Source organism: Streptomyces sp. NPDC050619, assembly GCF_040654815.1.
In the GTDB taxonomy this organism is placed as follows: domain Bacteria; phylum Actinomycetota; class Actinomycetes; order Streptomycetales; family Streptomycetaceae; genus Streptomyces.
Genome location: NZ_JBFAIR010000013.1, coordinates 14,226 through 32,517 on the forward strand (window position 1 = coordinate 14,226; position 18,292 = coordinate 32,517).

Consider the following 18,292-nt stretch of genomic DNA (forward strand, 5'->3'; position numbering starts at 1 on the left):
CCTGGCTCGGTCCCGGTCCGGGGCGCTGTCTCCAGCGATTCTCCGCGCGCGCTCGAGAGCGCCCGTCGACGCTGGGCGCCCCAGGTCGGCGGCCGTGAGGCCCGGGAGGGCGGAGAGTCATGGACTGGTTGACGCACATCCTCGTACCGGTGGCGGCGGTCACCGGCGGCATGGCGGCGGGCGGCCTGATGATCGCCGTACTCGGTGCTCCTCTGCTGCTGACCCTGCCGCCGCAGCGGTACGTCGCCCTGCACCAGCTGCTGGTGACGCGGTTCGACCCGTTCATGCCGGTCTGTCTGCTCACCGCGCTGGCGACGAACCTGGCCCTGGCGCTGCTCGTGTCCCCAGGCGCCGCGCAGGCGCTGTACGCCGTGGCCGTGGTGCTGCTGGCCGGCACCGTCTTCGTCTCGCTGCGGCGGAACGTGCCGATCAACAAGTGGCTCAAGACGCTCGACCCCGAGTCCCTGCCGCCCGACTTCGACCGGCTGATCCACCGCCGGGTCCGGTGGCGCAACTGGAACCTGGTACGCGCCTCCTTCACCCTCGTCGCCGTCGGCGTCAACGGCGTGGCGATCGGCGTCCTGGTCTAGGGCCCTGCTTCCACGGCCACCAGAGGGCCCCAGGGCGATCCGGCCCGGCAGGACGCGCCCTGACGCAGGGACCTCCCGATCCCCAATCTCGGAGGTGTGCGCAATGACGAGCGAATCGACGAGCGAATCAAGGGCGGCCGTGCGGCCGCGGCGGCCCGTCCCCGTGCCGGGCGGCCGTCCCGTCGTCGGGCTGGACATGCCTCCGGCCGGACGGGCGCTACGGCTGCTGTTCGCCGCCGTCGCCGTCTGGTACCGGGTGGACCGCGACAGCCGGTTCGACGGGGCCTACTTCCTGCGGACGGTACTGTGCTTCCTCCTGGTCGCCGCGGTGTACACGGCGGCGTACCGGCTGTTGTCCGCGCTGGTGCTGGACCGGGTGAGCCCGTGGACCGGCACCGCGCTGTTCCTGCTCCCCTCGCTGCTCTACCCGCTGGACCTCGGACCCTCCGCCCTCCATGACGGGCTGGGCCTGTACACGCTGCTCGGGTTCGTGCTGTGCCCGCTGGCCCGGTACGCGGGGGCCGAGGTCACGGCCTTGCCGGCCCTGCTGACCGGACGGCGGGGGCACCGGTTGTACTCGCCGTTCAACATCGCCGACCATGCCGAACTGGCCTTCCGTACCTCCCCGGGCGAGCGCCGGCCGGCGTGGTGGGTGCTCTGCGCGGTGGTGACCGGCTGCTACTTCGTGGCGGTCTGGGTGGTGCCTCTGCTGCTGGTCATCACCCCGGTGGAGGACGCGGTCGGCGGCTACGAAGCGCCCATGTGGTGGGCCCTGGTCCTGCTGCTGCCGGTGGCCTGCCTGGCGCTGCGGGCCCGCCGGAGTGCGCCGGGTCCTCACCGGCGTACCTGGGGGCTGGCGGCCCTGTTCCTGCTGTGCGCGATCCCGGCGGGGACGAACGTTCCGGACATGCTGTGGGGCGGCATCATGCTCATCGGCATCGTCACGGCCGTGATCCAGGGGGTGCGGCGGCTGCGGCGCCGCACCCCGGCGACGGGCTGACGCGTCCTGGCCTGTCGCGTCGGTCCCGGCCACCGGTTCGTCCGGTGGCCGGGACCGACGTACGCCCCGCGGTGTTGTCCCTGCCTTATGGCTCAGTGCGCGTCCTCCGCAGCCGCACTGCCGCTCCCGCGGGGCAGCAGGAACAGCAGGCAGAGCGTGCCGAGGACGACGGCGAGTTGCACCAGCATGGTGACGAGGACGGCGTCCGCGTAGTCGGCGGCGCTCGCGGCGGCCGTGTCGCCGAGGAGGGCGTAGAACACACCGCCGGTGACGGCGACTCCGACGGCGGCGCCCGCCTGCCGGAACGTGGAGAACACCCCGGAGGCGGACCCCGCGTCGGCGTGCGCCACCCCGCTCAGCGTGACGTTGAGGACGGGCGTGCTGACCAGGCCGACGCCGATGCCGAACAGCAGCAGGCCCGGTACGAGCGCCGGTACCGACAGGGACCGGCCCGCGACCACGACGGTGACCGTCACGAGCACCACGCCCGCCACCGCGGCGAGGCAGCCCGCGATCAGCACCCGGCGGCCGTGCCGTCGGGCCAGCGGGATCGCCAGGAAGGAGGCGAGCGCCGTGCCGAGTGCCCAGGGCAACAGGGCTTGTCCGGCGCGCTGCGGGCCGAAGTCCAGGCCGTGCTGGAGGAACAGGACGAAGACGAAGAAGAACCCGGTCATCAGCGCGGCGAGATTGAACGTCACCAGGACGCCGGCGGTGAAGACGCGTCCGCCGAACAGGTGCAGGGCGATCAGCGGAGCGCCGCCCGCGCGTTCCCGCCGCCGCTGGTGCGTCACCAGCAGCCACAGCGCCGGAGCCGAGGCGGCCAGCGCGGCCCAGGCCCACCAGGGCCAGCCCAGCTCCCTGCCGTACGTCAGGGGGCACAGGAACAGCAGCAGCGCCAGCGCCGCCAGCGCCACTCCCGCCAGGTCCAGCCGGCGGCCGTCGGCCGCCCGGGACTCGTCCAGGTAGCGCAGGCCGCCGGCGACGGCCAGCAGACCGACCGGGATGTTCACCAGGAAGAGCGAGCGCCAGCCCCAGCCGAACAGGTCGGCCTGGACGAGGACTCCGCCCAGGACAGGGCCGGCGACGCTCGCCAGGCCGATGACGGCGGCGTACAGGCCCATCGCCGGTCCCCGGCGCGCGGGCGGCACCGTCACCTGGAGCACGGTGAGGACCTGAGGTCCCATCATGGCGGCCGAGATTCCTTGCAGGACCCGGGCCAGCACCAGCAGCGGCACCGTGCCGGCCGCTGCGGCCAGGATCGAGGCGAGGGTGAAGCCCATGGTCCCGGCCAGGAAGACGCGTCTGCGGCCGGCGAGGTCGCCCAGGCGACCGCCGGTGACCAGCAGCAGGGCGAACGGCAGGGCGTAACCCGCGAGCACCCACTGGGCGGTTGCCTCTCCGGCGCCGAGGTCGCGCTGGATCTCGGGGACCGCGACGTTGACCCCCATGACGTCGAACTGGTTCATGAACGTGGCCAGCAGGACCACGGCGAGCGCGCGCAGGGGGTGCCGGGGGCCGGACGCGGTCTTCCGGCCCGCCGGGACCGCCGTGGGCTCTGACGTTGCGCTCATGGCAGTAAGGCCAGGGCGAGGGCGTTCGCGGCCAGCGCGGCCAGCGCGCACGCGGTGCGCAGACGGTGCCAGTTCCGCCAGGGCGGACGCGGGTCCTGCCAGCCCGGCGGGATGGCCGCCGGGTCCAGGGCGTGGACGCGCTTGTTGATCGGCACATTGCCGAACTGGGAGACCACCTGCACCCCCACCATGGCCAGCAACGCCACCGCGAACAGCGCACGGGCGCCCGCCTCGTCGGCCAGGAACAGCAGGACCAGGTCGGCCAGCACTCCCACCGTGACGACCAGCGGCATCACCGGGTGATAGCCCTCGCCGAGTTTGCGGTGGAGTTCCACGTACCGGTCGGCGGGCAGCGTCTGTACCGCCGGCAGCACGCTGACCGCCACGGCGAAGAACACGCCCGCCACAATGCCGCTGCCGATGACGGCAGCCGTGCCCAGTAACTCGATCATGGGCCCCTCACCTTCTCCTCGCGTTCCGCGACGGACGACGCATGAACGGACGACGCATGACAGGACGTCGGACCTCGGACGTAGCTGGACGGTGCCGGTGCGGCCTCGAGACCGGTTCGAGGCGGGCTCGACACGAAGGCCGTGCTCCGGGTGCACGCGGGCCGCGCTCCGGGGTGCTCCCGCCCGCTCCATCGAGGCTTGAGAAACGCCCGAGGGGGGCGGGACAGCCTGGCGGGCACCGGTCGCGCCGAGCCGTACCCGGGCCGTACCCCCGACACGACGAGAAGGACCGACACGAGGAGGGCACATGTCTGGTATCGCCGGGTGGGTCGACCACCGTCGCGACCTGACGCGCGAGCGGGCCACGGTCCGCGCGATGACCGCGACCCTGGCCTGCCGCGGTCCCGACGGAGAGGGTCTGTGGGCCACGGAGCGCGCGGTGCTCGGTCACCGCCGTCAGATCGTCCTCGCCCCCGACGCTCTGCCCGAGCCCGTCGCCTTTGCCGCCGACGGCCGGACGGTGGCGGTCGCCGCGCTGGACGGCGAGATCTACAACGCGGAGCAACTGCGCCGGGAACTGGAGTCCTCGGGGCACCGGTTCCGCGGCCGTGGTCACGCCGAAGTCGTCCTCGCGGCGTATCTGCGCTGGGGCGCCGACTGCGTGCGGCACCTGGTGGGGATCTTCGGTCTCGCCGTCTGGGATCACCGGTCCCAGGAGCTGCTGCTGGCCCGTGACCGGCTCGGCAACAAGCCGATGTTCTACCACCCCACCGCGGACGGCGTGATCTTCGGCTCCGAACGCAAGGCGGTCCTCGCCCATCCGCTGGTCGAGCCGGTGGTCGACATGGACGGCCTGCGGGAGATCCTGTCGTACGCCGGCACACCCGGGCACGGCGTCTTCCGCGGGATGCACCAGGTCCGCCCCGGGCACCTGGTCAAGGTCACCAACGAGGGGCCGCGCGAGCACCGTTACTGGGCGCTGGAGGCCCACGAACACACCGACGACCTGGACACGACCGTACGCACCGTGCGGGAGCTGCTGGACCAGGCCGTTTCCGAGCAGCTCGACGCCGATGTGCCGCTGTGCATGATGCTGTCGGGCGGTCTTGACTCCAGCGGGGTCACCGCGCTCGCCGCCCGGACCCTGCGCGAGCGCGGCGCCGCGCCCCTGCGCACCTTCACCGCCTCCTTCCGCCAGGAGGCGGAGTTCCGGGCGGACGAGGTGTGGTCCACGCCCGACGCCCCCTACGCGCGGGAGCTGGTCGAGCGCGTCGGCGCCGAGCACACCGACGTGGTGCTCGGCACGGAGGACCTGCTGGACCCCGTGGTGAAGGCCAACGCCCTGCGGGCGAAGGACGTCCCCAGTCCGCTCGGGAACATGAACACCTCCCTCTACGTGCTGTTACGGGCCATCAAGGAACATGCCGACGTCGCGGTGCTCGGCGACGCCGCGGACGGCGTCTTCGGCGGCACCATGTGGATGTCGATGCCGCCGCTGCTGGAGGCCAAGACGTTCCCCTGGACGGCGATGGCGCACTGGAGCGGCGGCCGCCACGGGATGGGCACCGACCTGCTGGAGCCGGGCCTGCTCGGCAAGCTGGACGTGCCCGGCTACTGCTCGGACCGCTACCAGGAGGCGATGCGGCGCGTACCGCACGTGCCCGGACAGTCCGCCGAGGAACACCGGATGCGGGAGATCTGGTACCTCAACGTCACCAGCTGGCTGGAGACCCTGCTGCCGCACAGCGAGTCGATGGCCCAGTCGCTGGGTCTGGCACTGCGCCTGCCGTACTGCGACCACCGGCTGGTCCAGTACGTGTTCAACGCGCCCTGGTCGATGAAGGGTTTCGACGGCCGCGAGAAGAGCCTGCTGCGCGCGGCGCTCGCGGACGTCCTGCCCGAGTCGATCCTGCAACGCCGCAAGTCTCCGTACCCGGTGACCCAGGACGTCGCCTACGCCCGCGCCCTGTGCGACGGGCTGCGGCGGCTGGCCGCCGACCGGGACGCGCCGGCCGCGGGGCTGATCGACACCGAGGCGGCGCGGACGTTCGCCGAAGACCCCGAGGCACTGGTCACCGGGCCGCGCTCCTGGGTGGCCCGCACCCACGTGGAGATGCTCTTCCAGCTGAACGCGTGGCTGGACGGGTACGGGGTGCGGCTGGACCTCTGAGCGCCGCATCCGCCGCGCCGCAACGCACCTCCCGCTAACGCGCCTTCCGATGTTCCATTCGTCCTCCTCCAGGGAGTTCCGCATGCCCGACACGCACGCCCACGGCACCTCCGACGCCTCGGACACCCCCGACGCCGCCGCTCTGCTGGAACTCGGGCAGAGCTACTGGGCCTCCAAGACACTGCTCAGCGCCGTAGAACTGGGTCTGTTCAGCCTGCTCGCCAAGGAGCCGGCCCGGGAGCCGGAGATCCGCGAGCGCCTCTCGCTGCACCCGCGCGCGACCCGCGACTTCCTGGACGCCCTGGTCGGCCTCGGCGCCCTCGAGCGTGACGGCGAGGTCTACCGCAACAGCCCGGCCGCCGACCTCTATCTCGACGAGGGCAAACTCCCCTACCGGGGCGGCTTCCTGAAGATGCTGAACTGGCAGTTCAACCTGTGGGCGCAGCTGACGGAGCTGCTGCGCACCGGCGCGCCGCAGACCAAGGGGCCCACGCACTTCGACGACTTCTACTCCAAGCCCGAGGCGGTGCGGGGGTTCATGGTCGCCATGGACGGCGCCAACGCCCTGGTCGGGCCCGCGCTGGCCAAGGAGTTCGACTGGAGCGGCCGTATGTCGTTCATCGATGTCGGCGGGGCCCGGGGCAACCTCGCCGCGGCGATCGTCAAGGCCCAGCCGCATCTGCGGGGCGGCAGCTTCGATCTGCCGCCGGTGGAGCCGTTCTTCGACGAGCACGTCGAGCGGCTCGGTCTCGCGGACCGGCTCGACTTCCACGCCGGCGACTTCTTCACGGGCCCGCTGCCCTCCGCCGACGTGCTGATCTTCGGTCACGTCCTGCACGACTGGAACGACGACCAGCGGCTGACGCTGCTGCGCAAGGCCTACGACGCGCTGCCCGAGGGCGGTGCGGTGCTGATCTACGACGCCCTCATCGACGACGGGCGGCGCGACCCGAAGAACCTGCTGCTCAGCCTGAACATGCAGTTGGTGACGGCGGGCGGCTCGGAGTACACCGGCGCCGACTGCCTCTCCTGGCTGGCCGAGGCGGGCTTCGGCCGCACCGAGACGGTGCCGCTGACCGCCGCCGACACGCTGGTCGTCGGCCACAAGGGGCCCGCGACCGGATGAGGGTACGGCCGAGCCGCGCCCCGCACCCCCTCGCAACCCGTTCGTATGCCACGCCTACCCGTCCGTATAAGGAGACCCGTACCTTGACCTCCGTACCCCTGCCCCCCGCAGCCCAGGACGCCTCGCCCAGCGACAGCCTGTCCCGGCGGCGGATGCTGTTCGGCGCCGGCGTGACCGCGGGCGCCCTGCTCGGCGTGCTGCCCGTCGCGTCCCCTGCGACCGCGTCACCGGCGCGCCGCCCCGTCGGCCCGGCCGCCGCCTTCGACGTCGTCGTGACCCAGGACTCGATCACCGCGCCGAGCACGGTGCCCAGCGGTCCGGTGACCTTCCGTGTCACCACCCCCACGGAGGGCGGCATGGGGCTCCCCCTCGTCGCCATCCGCGTCCCGATCGACACGTACCTCGACGACCTGACCCGGATGAACAACGCGCCCACGCCCGCCGAGGCCGCCGCGGCCGCCAAGGTGGTGGAGGGGGAGTCGGTGAACCTGGGCGGGGCGGCGGTGCAGCCCGGTGTCGGCGCGACGTACACCCAGATCCTGTGGCCCGGCCGGTACTACTTCCTCGCGTACGACTTCGACAGCGCGGCCCGCCCGGTCGCGCACGCGCTGACCGTCCAGGGTGCGGGGACCGGGGAGCCGCCCGAGCCCGTGGACGTGATCCGGCACACCCGGTCCGGCTTCTTCGTGCCCGACGACCGGCTGCACGCGGACGGCACGCACCTGGTGATCAACGACTCGGGCGTACTCAACGAGGCCGTGCTGCTCCCGGTGCGGCCGGGCACGACCGCCGCCGAGGTGGACGCGTTCTTCGCGGCGCTGCGCGAGGGCACCACACCGCCGTCGAACCCGATCATCGGCGGGGCGACCGGATCCCCGCCGCTGTCCCCCGGCCGTACCGCGCGGGTGGCGGCGTCGCTGCCGCCCGGCGGCTATGTGCTGTCCTCGTGGATCACGAGCAGCACGACGGGCCGGCCGCGCGTGTTCGACGGCTTCTACAAGCTGGTGACGCTGGCGTGAACCGCGCAGGTGACACCGTCGACGACTGGAAACCGCCGCCGATCGCGGTCGCCCGGGCGGCCAACCGGATCGTCCGGCCGCTGCTGCTGTCCCCGCTGCACGCGCTGGTCAGCCGCCGGCTGATGTTGCTGGAGTACACCGGCCGCCGCACCGGGAACCGCTACCGGATCCCGGTGGCCTACCGCCCCTGGGGCGAGGACGGCGAGCAGGTCCTCGCGACCAGCGTGGGCACCGGCTGGCCGGTCAACCTGCGCGGCGGCCGGCCGGTACGGCTGCTGGTGCGAGGGCGCTGGCGGACGGCCGAGCCGACCGTCGTGGAGCGCCCGGAGGAGGTCGCCGACCTGCTCGGCGACCTGGCCGCCCGGCAGGGTCCCCGCGCGGTCGCCACACTGCGCGTGGGCCTGCCGGGCGACAGGCAGCCCACCCGCGACGAGCTGCTGCTGGCCGGCACCCGCGTGCGGGTCGGACGGTTCCGGTTCACCGGCTGACGGCTGACGGCTTCGAGCCGGTCTGCACGAGAACTCGAGGCCTCACCAGAACGATCGACCCATGGCGAACAAGGAGGCACCGATGGCACACAGGACGCTCGTCGTCGCGAAGATGAAACCCGAGGATGCCGACGCGGTGGCCGAGGTCTGGGCCGAGTCGGACGCGACCGAACTGCCGTACATGGTCGGCGTCTCACGCCGCACCCTCTTCAGGTTCCACGGGCTGTACTTCCAGCTCGTCGAGGCGGAGCAGGACATCACCGAGAACCTGTACCGGGCGCGCAGCCACCCGCTGTACCAGGACATCCACACCAAACTCGCCCGGTTCATGACGCCGTACGACCCCGACTGGCGCGAGCCCAAGGACGCCATGGCCCAGGCCTTCTACACCTGGACGCCCAGCCGGTGAGCGAGACCGGTGCCGGCGTTCCCGGCCACGAGGAGAACAGAGTGACGGCCCCACCTGTGCGCAAGGTCAGCCGCGCCGAGGTCGAACCGAACCGGCGGCGCGGCGGAGACGTCCGCATCCTGCTCAGCCCGCGGACCGTCCAGTCGACGTCGGGATTCGGCGGGTCCCTGACGCTGGAGCCCGAGGAGTACGTGTGCGAGCACATCCACCCGTACTCCGAGGAGTTCGTGTACGTCGTCGGCGGGCAGCTGCGGATCCGGATCGGCGAGGAGCTGATCGACCTGGGCGAGGGCGACTCCGTCATGGTCCCCATCGGAGTGCGCCACCGCATGGTCAACCTCGGCAGTGAGCGGGCACAGGTGATCTTCCACCTGGCGCCGCTGGCACCGCGGCCCGAACTGGGCCATATCGACACGGAGTTCCTGCCGGACCGGTCCGACGCGCCGGCCCCGCCCGTCGGCGGTGCCCGATGAGCGCGCCACGGGTCGCCGTCACCGGGATCGGCGTGGTCGCGCCCGGGGGCGTCGGCCGGGAGGCGTTCTGGTCGATGCTCACCGCGGGGCGCACCGCCACCCGCCGGATCACCTTCTTCGACCCGGCCGGCTTCCGCTGCCAGGTGGCCGCCGAGGCCGACTTCGACGCCGCCGCACACGGGCTGGGCCCGCAGGAGATCCGGCGCATGGACCGTGCCGCCCAGCTGGCCGTCGTCGCCACCCGCGAGGCGCTGCTCGACTCGGGGCTCGACCCCGCCGCTCTGGACCCCGCCCGCACCGCGGTCACCGTGGGCAACGCGGTGGGGTGCACCATGGGCCTGGAGCAGGAGTACCGGGTGGTCAGCGACGGCGGCCGCAAATGGCTCGTCGACCACGAGTACGCGGTGCCGCACCTGTACGACTACCTCGCGCCCAGTTCGCTGGCCCGCGAAGTGGCGTGGGCGTGCGGGGCCGAGGGTCCGACCGCGGTGGTCTCCTCCGGCTGCACCTCGGGCATCGACGCGCTCGGGCACGCGACGGGGCTGTTGCGCGAGGGCAGCGCGGACGTGGTGATCGCGGGCTCCACCGACGCGCCGATCTCCCCCATCACCCTGGCCTGCTTCGACGCCATCAAGGCCACCTCGACCTTCAACGACCTGCCGGAATCGGCGTGCCGCCCGTTCGCCGGGGACCGGCGCGGGCTGATCCTCGGGGAGGGCGCCGCCTTCTTCGTCCTGGAGTCGCTGGCGGCGGCGCGCCGCCGCGGTGCGCACGTCTACTGCGAGATCGCCGGGTACGGCGGCCGCGCCAACGGCTACCACATGACCGGGCTGAAGCCGGACGGCCGGGAGATGGCGGAGGCGATCCGGGTGGCGCTGGACCAGGCGCGGCTGAACCCGGACGAGGTCGACTACGTCAACGCGCACGGCTCCGGCACCCGGCAGAACGACCGGCACGAGACCGCGGCCGTGAAGACGACGCTCGGCGAGCACGCGTACCGGGTGCCCATGAGCTCCATCAAGTCGATGGTGGGGCATTCCCTGGGCGCCATCGGGTCGATCGAGGTGGCCGCGTGCGCCCTGGCCATCGCGCACGACGTGGTGCCGCCGACCGCCAACCTGACCCGGCCCGATCCCGAATGCGACCTGGACTACGTCCCGGTGACGGCACGGGAGCACCGTACGGACGTGGCACTGTCCGTCGGCAGCGGGTTCGGCGGGTTCCAGAGCGCCATCGTGGTGGCCGACCCCGAGGCGGTGCCCGCATGACGGCCGTGGTCACGGGGCTGGGTGTGATGGCCCCCAACGGGACGGACACCGAGGCGTACTGGTCGGCGACGCTGGACCGCAAGAGCGGCATCGGGCGGATCGGGCGTTTCGACCCCACCGCGTATCCGGTCACGCTCGCCGGGGAGGTCACCGGCTTCGACCCGGCGGACCATGTGCCCAGCCGGCTGCTGGTGGAGACCTCCACCATGAGTCATCTGGCGCTCGCGGCCGGGGAGAGGGCGATGGCGGACGCCGGAGTCGTGCCGGCCGAACTGCCCGAGTACGAGATGGGCGTGGTCACGGCGAACGCCACCGGTGGCGTGGAGTTCGGTCAGCGGGAGCTGCAGAACCTGTGGAGCGGCACACCCTCGGACGTGGGCGCGTACATGTCGATCGCGTGGTTCTTCGCGGCGACCACCGGGCAGTTGTCGATCCGGCACAAGCTGCGCGGGCAGTGCGGTGTCGTGGTCAGCGAGCAGGCGGGCGGTCTGGACGCCGTCGGACAGGGCCGCCGGCTGCTGCGCGGCGGCCACCGGATGGTCATGGCCGGCGGGACCGAGTCGGCGATGTCACCGGCCGGCCTGGTCGCCCAGTTGCCCGGGCACCTCAGCCGCCGTGACGATCCCGCCCGGGCCTACCTGCCTTTCGACGCCGACGCGTGCGGTTATGTGCCGGGCGAGGGCGGAGCCATCCTGATCGTCGAGGACGCGCGGCGGGCCGCCGAGCGCGGAGCCCCTCACCGGTACGGCGAGATCGCCGGCTACGCCGCCACCTTCGACCCGGCCCCCGGGCTCGGCCGGCCGCCGACGCTGCGCGTGTGCGCCGAACGCGCCCTGGCCGACGCCGGGGTGAGCCCGGCGGACGTGGACGTCGTGTTCGCCGACGCCTACGGGGTTCCCGCACTGGACCGGGCGGAGGCCGAGGCCATCTCGGCCGTGTTCGGTCCCTGCGGCGTCCCGGTGACCGCGCCGAAGTCGATGACCGGGCGCCTGTACGCCGGGGCCGGCGCCCTCGACGTGGTGGCGGCTCTGCTCTCGGTCCGGGACGGCATCATCCCGCCCACCGCCAACGTGACCGAACCCGCCCCGGGCTACGACCTCGACCTCGTGCTCGACCGGCCCCGGCCCGCGCCGGTCCGTACCGCGCTGGTGCTCGCCCGGGGGCACGGCGGCTTCAACTCCGCCGTCGTGGTCCGCGCCCTGACGCACTGAACGACATCTCACACTCCAACTGGACTCAACTGGAGGAATCCATGCAGGACTTCACCCTGGACGACCTGCGCCGCGTGATGCGCGCAGCCGTGGGAGTCGACGACTCCGTCGATCTTGAATCGGACATCTCCGGCATCGAGTTCACCGAGCTGGGCTACGACTCGCTCGCCCTGCTGGAGATCGTCGGCAAGATCGAGAAGGAGTACGGCACGTCCGTCCCGGAGGAGGCGGTCCAGGAGCTGACCACGCCCGCGAAACTGGCCGAGTACGTCCGCCGGCAGCTCTCCGGGGCCGTGGCGTCATGAGCGCCCGTACCGAGTGCTCGGTGCGCGTCGAGGCGCCGATGGATCTGGTCTGGGACATGACGAACGACCTGGAGTCCTGGACGGAACTGTTCACGGAGTACGCGAAGGTGGAGGTCCTGGAGCGGGACGGCGACACCGTGCGGTTCCGGCTGACGATGCACCCGGACGAGAACGGCAAGGTCTGGAGCTGGGTCTCCGTGCGCACCGCCGACCCGGCGACCCGCACCGTACGGGCGCACCGGGTGGAGACCGGCCCGTTCGCCTTCATGCGCCTCTTCTGGGACTACCGCGAGGCCGACGGCGGCGTGGAGATGCGCTGGGTCCAGGAATTCCACGTCAGGGACGAGATGCCCTTCGACGACCAGGCCATGGCCGCGCACCTGGAGGAGAACAGCCCCGTCCAGATGGCGCACATCAAGGAACGCGTCGAAGCGGCCGCTCGGCGCACGGCCACCGCGCGGACGGGAGAGAAGCGATGACGAGTGCGCAACTGACCGATCGGAACGTGCTGGTGACGGGCGGTACCCGGGGCATCGGGCGAGCGATCGTGCTCACCCTGGCGCGGGCCGGCGCCAACGTCGTCACCTGCCACCGACAGGAGAACGAGGCGGCCTCGTCGCTGGCCCGCGAGCTGAAGGAGATACCCGGCGAGCACCAGGTGATCCGCGCGGACGTCGGCGACCCGGCGCAGGTGCGGCGGCTGCTGGAGGAGACGCGCGCCCGGCTGGGCTCGCTGGACGCCGTCGTCAACAACGCGGGCGTCATCAGTCACATCCCCTTCGAGGACCTTCCGCAGGAGGAGTGGCACCGGGTGATCGACACCCATCTCACGGCCGCCTACCTGGTGACGCAGCAGGCGCTGCCGCTGCTCGGACAGGGTGCCTCGGTGGTGAACGTCGGTTCCCGGGTGGCCACCGTCGGCCTTCCGCAGCGGGCGCACTACACCGCCGCCAAGGCCGGACTGATCGGGCTGACCCGGACGCTGTGCAAGGAGCTCGGCGGCCGGGGCATCCGGGTCAACCTGGTCGACCCCGGGGTGATCGAGACGGAGGCGGCGGCCGAACTCCCGCCCGAGCAGTACGAGGCGCTCCAGGCCCGCTACCGGGCGCTGACCTCACTGGGCCGGCTCGGCGCGCCGGACGAGGTGGCGGACGTGGTGCTGTTCCTCGTCGGCGACCTGTCGCGGTACGTGACCGGAACCGCCATCGCGGTGGACGGAGGGATCTGAGGATGGCGGACAACGACGAGCGCTTCCGGGTGCTCCTGCGGTTCGAGATCAACCCGGGGATGGAGGCCGACTTCGAGCGCACCTGGCTCTCCATCGGCAGCGTCATCACCGGCCATCCGGCCAACCTGGGCCAGTGGCTGATGCGCAGCGCCGAGGACGAGTCGGTCTACTACGTGATCAGCGACTGGGTGGACGAGGAGCGCTTCCGAGAGTTCGAGCACAGCGACGCCCATGTGGAGCACCGTACGAAGCTGCACCCGTTCCGGCGCGGCGGCGCGATGCACATCATGCGCGGGGTCCACTTCCTGCCCGCCCGCTCGGCCGCCCCCACCGGGGGCGCGCGATGACCGCGCGGGCCCGGGTGCTGCTGTGGCACCGGGCCCCGGCGGACGATCCCGGGGCGGTGGAGCGGGCGTACGAGCGGATCAGCCGCCATCTCGCGGGCACGCCCGGCCTGTTGGGCAACGAGTTGCTCAGGGCCGCCGACGATCCGGGGAGCCTGGTCGTCATGAGCGAGTGGGAGAGCCTCGCGGCCTTCCGGAGCTGGGAGAGGACCACGCAGCACCGGCCGTCCACCTCACCCCTGCGCCCGTACCAGGACCGCGGGCGGGACCGTTTCTTCGAGGTGTACGAGGTCGCCGCGGCCTTCGTGGAGGCTCCCCCGTGAGCTACGGCGACCTCTACATCGCCGGCACCGGCCGCTGGCTCCCCCCGGCGTTGACCGTGGCCGAGGCCGCCGGCCTGTGCCGGCGGCGGGCGCTGTGGCGTACCGAGGTCGAGGCGGTCCGGGTCTCACCGGGTGACTCCGGGCCCGAGATGGCGGCGCGGGCGGCCCGGGCGGCCCTTCGGCAGTCCGGTGCCTCCCCCGCCGAAATCGACCTGTTGCTGCACGCCACCACCTACTACCAGGGCCACGACATGTGGGCGCCGGCCTCCTACGTCCAGCAGGTGGCCCTGGGCAACGCCTGTCCGGCGATCGAGGTGCGCCAGATGTCCAACGGCGGTATGGCCGCCCTGGAGCTCGCCGCCGGTTACCTGCGGGGCGGGCCGGCTCGTGGGCAGGCCCTGATCACCACGGGGGACCGGTTCTGCCCGCCGGGCTTCGACCGGTGGCGCAGCGACGCCGGCACCGCCTACGGGGACGGCGGGACCGCCCTGGTGCTGTCGCGGCGTGGCGGTTTCGCGCGGGTGCGTGCCCTCGTGACGTACGCCGATCCGGGCCTGGAGCGGATGCACCGGGGCGACGACCCGTTCGGCGACGCACCGTTCGCGGTGCGCCAACCGGTCGACCTGGAGCCACCGCGGCGTGACTTCGTGGCCGCGACGGGCCTCGACACCGTGCTCGGCAGGATCGACGACGGCCAGCGGGCGGTGCTCAAGCGCTGTCTGTCCGAGGCCGGGGTGGAGTCGGCGGACCTGGACTGGTTCGTTCTGCCGCACCTGGGACGGCCCCGGCTTCAGGCGCACTTCCTGGGGCCGCTGGGCATCGACGTGGACCGGACCACGTGGTCGTGGGGCCGTCGGGTCGGTCATCTGGGCGCCGGGGACCAGTTCGCGGGGTTCGGGCACCTGGTGGACTCCGGCGCGCTGGCCCCCGGTCAGCTGTGTCTGCTGGCCGGGGTGGGCGCCGGTTTCTCGTGGACCTGCGCGGTCGTCGAGCTGCTGCGCCGGCCGGAGACCGAGGGCGCGGGGAGCGGGCGGTGAGGGGGCGGGGTCGTACCGGCTTCCTGGGTCAGCCCCGCTGGTTCGGCACGCTGTTCGTGGTCGACCTGTGGGAGCGCTTCAGCTTCTACGGCATGCTGGCGATCCTCTACCTCTATCTCGTGGCGGACCCGGACGAGGGCGGCCTCGGCCTGCCGGAGGCGGACGCCGCGGCGCTGTCCGGCCTCTACATGGCCCTGGTCTTCATGTCGGCGCTGCCGGGCGGCTGGCTGGCCGACCGCGTCTTCGGCGCCCGCCGGGCCACGTTGTACGGCGGGCTGCTCATCACCGCGGGGCACGCGCTGCTCGCGGTGCCGGCCGTCGGGTGGCTGTATCCGGGTCTTGGCCTGGTGATCGCGGGCAGCGGCCTGGTCAAACCCGGCATGGCGGCGATGGTCGGCCGGATGTACGAGGGGCGCCCCGAGCGCCGGGAGGCGGCGTTCTCCCTCTTCTACATGAGCATCCAGGTCAGTGCGCTGATCGCCCCGCTGGTGACCGGTTTCCTCGGTGAGACGGTCCACTGGCACCTCGGGTTCGGCGCCGCCGCCCTGGGCATGATCGTCGGCGTGGTCTGCTACGTGGCGGGTTGGTCGGGCTTCGGCGAGGTGGGCGCGCGGCCGGAACGTCCCACGGCCCCCGGGGAGTTGCGGCGGGTGCTGCGCCGGGCCGGGCTGCTCGGCGGACTGCCCGCGCTGGCCGTGGTGGTGGGCGCGGTGACCGGCGCGCTGCCCCTTCAGCGGGTGCTGATGCTGGTCGGACTGGTCGTGCTGACCGCCCCGGTGCTGTACTTCCGCGCGTTGCTGCGGGCCCCGGCGGTCGGGCCGACGGAGCGGGTGCGGCTGCGGGCCCTGGCATGGATGCTGTCGGCCTCCTCCGTGTTCTGGCTGTTGTTCGCCCAAGGGCCCGCGCTGCTCAATCTGTTCGCGCGGGACGAGGTGGACCGGACGGTGGGGGCGTTCCGGGTTCCGGCCAGTTGGTTCCAGTCGGTGCAGCCGTTGTTCCTGCTGGTGCTGTCACCCCTCGCGGCGGCCCTGTGGGTGCGTATGGGGCGCCGGGTGGGCGCGCCGGCCAAGTTCGCCGGCGGGCTGCTGCTGGGCGGGGGCGCGTTCGTGGTGATGGCCCTGGCGGCAACCGGCGCCACGCAGGGAAGGGTGTCGCCGCTGTGGCTGGTCGTGGTCTATCTGCTGCTCGTGTGCGGGGAGTTGGCCGTCGCGCCGATCGGGCTGAGCCTCGCCGCCGAAGTGGCCCCGCCCGGCTTCACCGGTCGGTTGCTGGGCCTGTTCTGGTTGTTCGCGGCTGTCGGTGCGGCGAGCGGCGGCCAGCTCGCCCGGCTGGCGGACGTCGTCCCCGACTCCGTGTACTACGCGCTGCTGGCCGTGTTGGGGCTGCTGGCGGGCACGGGGCTCACCCTGGCGTCGAGGCCACTGCACGGCCGTCTCGCGACCCAGGCCGAAGCGGGGGCACGCGCACCGACAAGGAGCAAGCGGTGAGGGGAAGTTGGGTACGGAGATCGCCTACTCTTCCCCATAGGTAGAAGCCCTACATGTAGGCTGCCTGTCAAGGAAAAGAGGGTCGGTCGCCCAGGGCGAGTACGCCCGGCACGGCACACCGGCGGCCGCTCCCACCATCAGTGAGGAGTTTGGGATGTCCCTGACCCGTCGGAAGCTGCTGCGGCTCGCCTCGGGCGCCGCCCTGGCGCTGCCCGTCGCGTCCGCCCTGACCGGCTGCCAGGACGAGGGAGGGAGCACCGGCGCGTTACGCAAGAGCGGGGGCAAGGCACCGACCCCGTTCAAGGTCCCGCTGCCCCTCCCGCCCGTACTCGAGCCCTCGAGAACCGAAGGGGGCGTCGACTACTACGACATCGTCCAGAGGCCGGCCCAGGTGGAGATCGTTCCCGGGACGAAGACGGAGATCTGGGGCTACAACGGCCTGTTCCCCGGGCCCACGCTCTCCACCCGCAGCGGCCGGCCGATCGTCGTGCGGCACGCCAACCAACTTCAAGTGCCGGTCGCCGTCCATCTGCACGGCGGCAAGACTCCCCCCGAGCACGACGGCTTCCCGACCGACCTGATCCTGCCGAGGAGCGGCTGGGAGGGCGGCGGTCACGACGCTCACGGCGGCGACACCGCCCAGGGCAGCCGGGAGTACCGCTACCCGCTCCAGCAGCCGGCCGCCACGCTCTGGTACCACGACCACCGGATGGACTTCACCGGCCCGCAGGTCTACTTCGGCCTCGCCGGCTTCCACCTCGTCCACGACGACGAGGAGGAGGCCCTTCCGCTCCCCAAGGGCGAGCGGGACATCCCGCTGATGATCTGCGACCGGTCGTTCACGGCGGACGGCGCCTTCGACTACCCGTCCCTCGACCCCGGCCTCAAGGGCGAACACGGTGTCACCGAGGACTTCATGGAAGGCGTGCTCGGCGACGTCATCCTCGTCAACGGCGCGCCCTGGCCCGTCCTCGAGGTCACCAACACCCGTTACCGCTTCCGCCTGCTCAACGCCTCCAACGCGCGCCGCTACCGGCTCGCCCTCGACCCCGGCCCGCAGTCGGGCAGCGCCTTCGTACAGGTCGGCAGCGACGTGGGACTGCTGGGCCGGCCGATCGGGCACGACGAGATCCAGCTGGCGTCGGCCGAACGCTTCGACGTCGTGGTGGACTTCTCCAAGTTCCCCGTCGGCACGAAGATCGACATGATCAACAAGCTGGACGACGGCGACGCCGGCAAGGTCATGCGCTTCCATGTGGTGCGCAAGGCCTCGGACGAGAGCCAAGTGCCCAGCAAGCTGGTGGACTTCGAACCGCTCAGCCGCTCCTCGGCCACCGTGACCCGCAAGTTCGACTTCAACCAGCGCAGCGACGACGGCTGGGACATCAACGGGCAGATGTACGACCCCCAACGGGACGACGCCGTGCCCGAACTCGGCGCGACGGAGATCTGGCGCTTCGACGGCGACGCCCACCACCCGATCCACCTGCACCTCGCCCACTTCCAGGTCCTCAGCCGCAACCAGAACGCCCCGGGTCCCTACGACTCCGGGTGGAAGGACACCATCGACCTCCAGTCCGGCAAGGAGATGGAGATCATCGCCCGCTTCACCGGCTATCGGGGCAGGTACGTCTTCCACTGCCACAACCTGGAGCACGAGGACATGGGCATGATGGCGAACTTCCGTGTGAAGTGACCTCGCCGCGAGGCGAGGCACCGGCCCCCCCAGGCGCCCGAGCGTGGTTCGAGCCGTCCTTCACGGCGCCCTGGCACGCTCCCCGGGATCGCGGG

At 72.2% G+C, this 18,292-nt stretch carries 20 protein-coding genes; 18 read left to right on the top strand and 2 right to left on the bottom strand.

Annotated features, from left to right (window positions below):
• Positions 1-119: 119 nt before the first annotated feature.
• Positions 120-590, top strand: coding sequence for a DUF1772 domain-containing protein (locus AB0I77_RS21790; protein ID WP_363284297.1), 471 nt, complete (start codon positions 120-122; stop codon positions 588-590).
• A 103-nt stretch (positions 591-693) separates the two neighbouring features.
• On the top strand, positions 694-1,590 hold the full coding sequence (locus AB0I77_RS21795) for a DUF6410 domain-containing protein (protein ID WP_363284298.1): 897 nt from the start codon (positions 694-696) through the stop codon (positions 1,588-1,590).
• A 92-nt stretch (positions 1,591-1,682) separates the two neighbouring features.
• On the opposite strand, the gene AB0I77_RS21800 is transcribed toward AB0I77_RS21795, so the two are convergent.
• Complete coding sequence (locus tag AB0I77_RS21800; protein WP_363284299.1) at positions 1,683-3,161, bottom strand: MFS transporter; 1,479 nt, start codon at positions 3,159-3,161, stop codon at positions 1,683-1,685.
• Positions 3,158-3,613, bottom strand: coding sequence for a DUF1772 domain-containing protein (locus AB0I77_RS21805; protein WP_363284300.1), 456 nt, complete (start codon positions 3,611-3,613; stop codon positions 3,158-3,160). The genes AB0I77_RS21800 and AB0I77_RS21805 overlap by 4 nt, the downstream gene beginning before the upstream one ends.
• A 307-nt stretch (positions 3,614-3,920) precedes the next feature.
• On the opposite strand from AB0I77_RS21805, the gene asnB reads away from it, so the two are divergent.
• From asnB to AB0I77_RS21885, 16 genes are all read left to right on the top strand, one after another.
• The gene (asnB, locus tag AB0I77_RS21810) at positions 3,921-5,783 is read left to right on the top strand and encodes an asparagine synthase (glutamine-hydrolyzing) (protein ID WP_363284301.1); all 1,863 of its coding nucleotides are present in this window, start codon (positions 3,921-3,923) and stop codon (positions 5,781-5,783) included.
• 82 nt (positions 5,784-5,865) lie between these two features.
• Positions 5,866-6,909: a methyltransferase gene (locus tag AB0I77_RS21815; RefSeq protein ID WP_363284302.1), complete on the top strand. Its 1,044-nt coding sequence runs from the start codon at positions 5,866-5,868 to the stop codon at positions 6,907-6,909.
• 83 nt (positions 6,910-6,992) lie between these two features.
• Positions 6,993-7,928, top strand: a complete 936-nt coding sequence (locus AB0I77_RS21820; RefSeq protein WP_363284303.1) for a hypothetical protein — start codon at positions 6,993-6,995, stop codon at positions 7,926-7,928.
• Positions 7,925-8,416 carry a hypothetical protein gene (locus AB0I77_RS21825; RefSeq protein WP_363284304.1) on the top strand — a complete coding sequence of 164 codons (492 nt, stop codon included), beginning with the start codon at positions 7,925-7,927 and terminating at the stop codon, positions 8,414-8,416. Before AB0I77_RS21820 ends, AB0I77_RS21825 begins: the two co-directional genes overlap by 4 nt.
• An 82-nt stretch (positions 8,417-8,498) precedes the next feature.
• Positions 8,499-8,825 carry a TcmI family type II polyketide cyclase gene (locus tag AB0I77_RS21830; RefSeq protein ID WP_351057945.1) on the top strand — a complete coding sequence of 109 codons (327 nt, stop codon included), beginning with the start codon at positions 8,499-8,501 and terminating at the stop codon, positions 8,823-8,825.
• Positions 8,826-8,866: 41 nt separating this feature from the next.
• Positions 8,867-9,298, top strand: a complete 432-nt coding sequence (locus AB0I77_RS21835) for a cupin domain-containing protein (RefSeq protein ID WP_363284305.1) — start codon at positions 8,867-8,869, stop codon at positions 9,296-9,298.
• A complete protein-coding gene (locus AB0I77_RS21840; RefSeq protein WP_363284306.1) occupies positions 9,295-10,566 on the top strand; it encodes a beta-ketoacyl-[acyl-carrier-protein] synthase family protein in 1,272 nt (423 codons plus the stop codon). The genes AB0I77_RS21835 and AB0I77_RS21840 overlap by 4 nt, the downstream gene beginning before the upstream one ends.
• The gene (locus AB0I77_RS21845) at positions 10,563-11,777 is read left to right on the top strand and encodes a ketosynthase chain-length factor (RefSeq protein ID WP_363284307.1); all 1,215 of its coding nucleotides are present in this window, start codon (positions 10,563-10,565) and stop codon (positions 11,775-11,777) included. The genes AB0I77_RS21840 and AB0I77_RS21845 overlap by 4 nt, the downstream gene beginning before the upstream one ends.
• 41 nt (positions 11,778-11,818) lie before the next feature.
• Positions 11,819-12,082, top strand: coding sequence for an acyl carrier protein (locus AB0I77_RS21850; RefSeq protein WP_363284308.1), 264 nt, complete (start codon positions 11,819-11,821; stop codon positions 12,080-12,082).
• On the top strand, positions 12,079-12,561 hold the full coding sequence (locus AB0I77_RS21855; protein ID WP_363284309.1) for an SRPBCC family protein: 483 nt from the start codon (positions 12,079-12,081) through the stop codon (positions 12,559-12,561). The genes AB0I77_RS21850 and AB0I77_RS21855 overlap by 4 nt, the downstream gene beginning before the upstream one ends.
• Positions 12,558-13,310, top strand: a complete 753-nt coding sequence (locus AB0I77_RS21860; protein ID WP_363284310.1) for an SDR family NAD(P)-dependent oxidoreductase — start codon at positions 12,558-12,560, stop codon at positions 13,308-13,310. Before AB0I77_RS21855 ends, AB0I77_RS21860 begins: the two co-directional genes overlap by 4 nt.
• A gap of 2 nt (positions 13,311-13,312) precedes the next feature.
• Positions 13,313-13,657, top strand: coding sequence for an antibiotic biosynthesis monooxygenase family protein (locus AB0I77_RS21865; protein ID WP_363284311.1), 345 nt, complete (start codon positions 13,313-13,315; stop codon positions 13,655-13,657).
• On the top strand, positions 13,654-13,977 hold the full coding sequence (locus tag AB0I77_RS21870; RefSeq protein WP_363284312.1) for an antibiotic biosynthesis monooxygenase: 324 nt from the start codon (positions 13,654-13,656) through the stop codon (positions 13,975-13,977). The genes AB0I77_RS21865 and AB0I77_RS21870 overlap by 4 nt, the downstream gene beginning before the upstream one ends.
• On the top strand, positions 13,974-15,014 hold the full coding sequence (locus tag AB0I77_RS21875; protein ID WP_363284313.1) for a ketoacyl-ACP synthase III family protein: 1,041 nt from the start codon (positions 13,974-13,976) through the stop codon (positions 15,012-15,014). The genes AB0I77_RS21870 and AB0I77_RS21875 overlap by 4 nt, the downstream gene beginning before the upstream one ends.
• The gene (locus AB0I77_RS21880) at positions 15,011-16,501 is read left to right on the top strand and encodes an oligopeptide:H+ symporter (RefSeq protein WP_363284314.1); all 1,491 of its coding nucleotides are present in this window, start codon (positions 15,011-15,013) and stop codon (positions 16,499-16,501) included. Before AB0I77_RS21875 ends, AB0I77_RS21880 begins: the two co-directional genes overlap by 4 nt.
• A gap of 154 nt (positions 16,502-16,655) precedes the next feature.
• Positions 16,656-18,197 carry a multicopper oxidase family protein gene (locus AB0I77_RS21885; RefSeq protein WP_363284315.1) on the top strand — a complete coding sequence of 514 codons (1,542 nt, stop codon included), beginning with the start codon at positions 16,656-16,658 and terminating at the stop codon, positions 18,195-18,197.
• Positions 18,198-18,292: the final 95 nt, after the last annotated feature.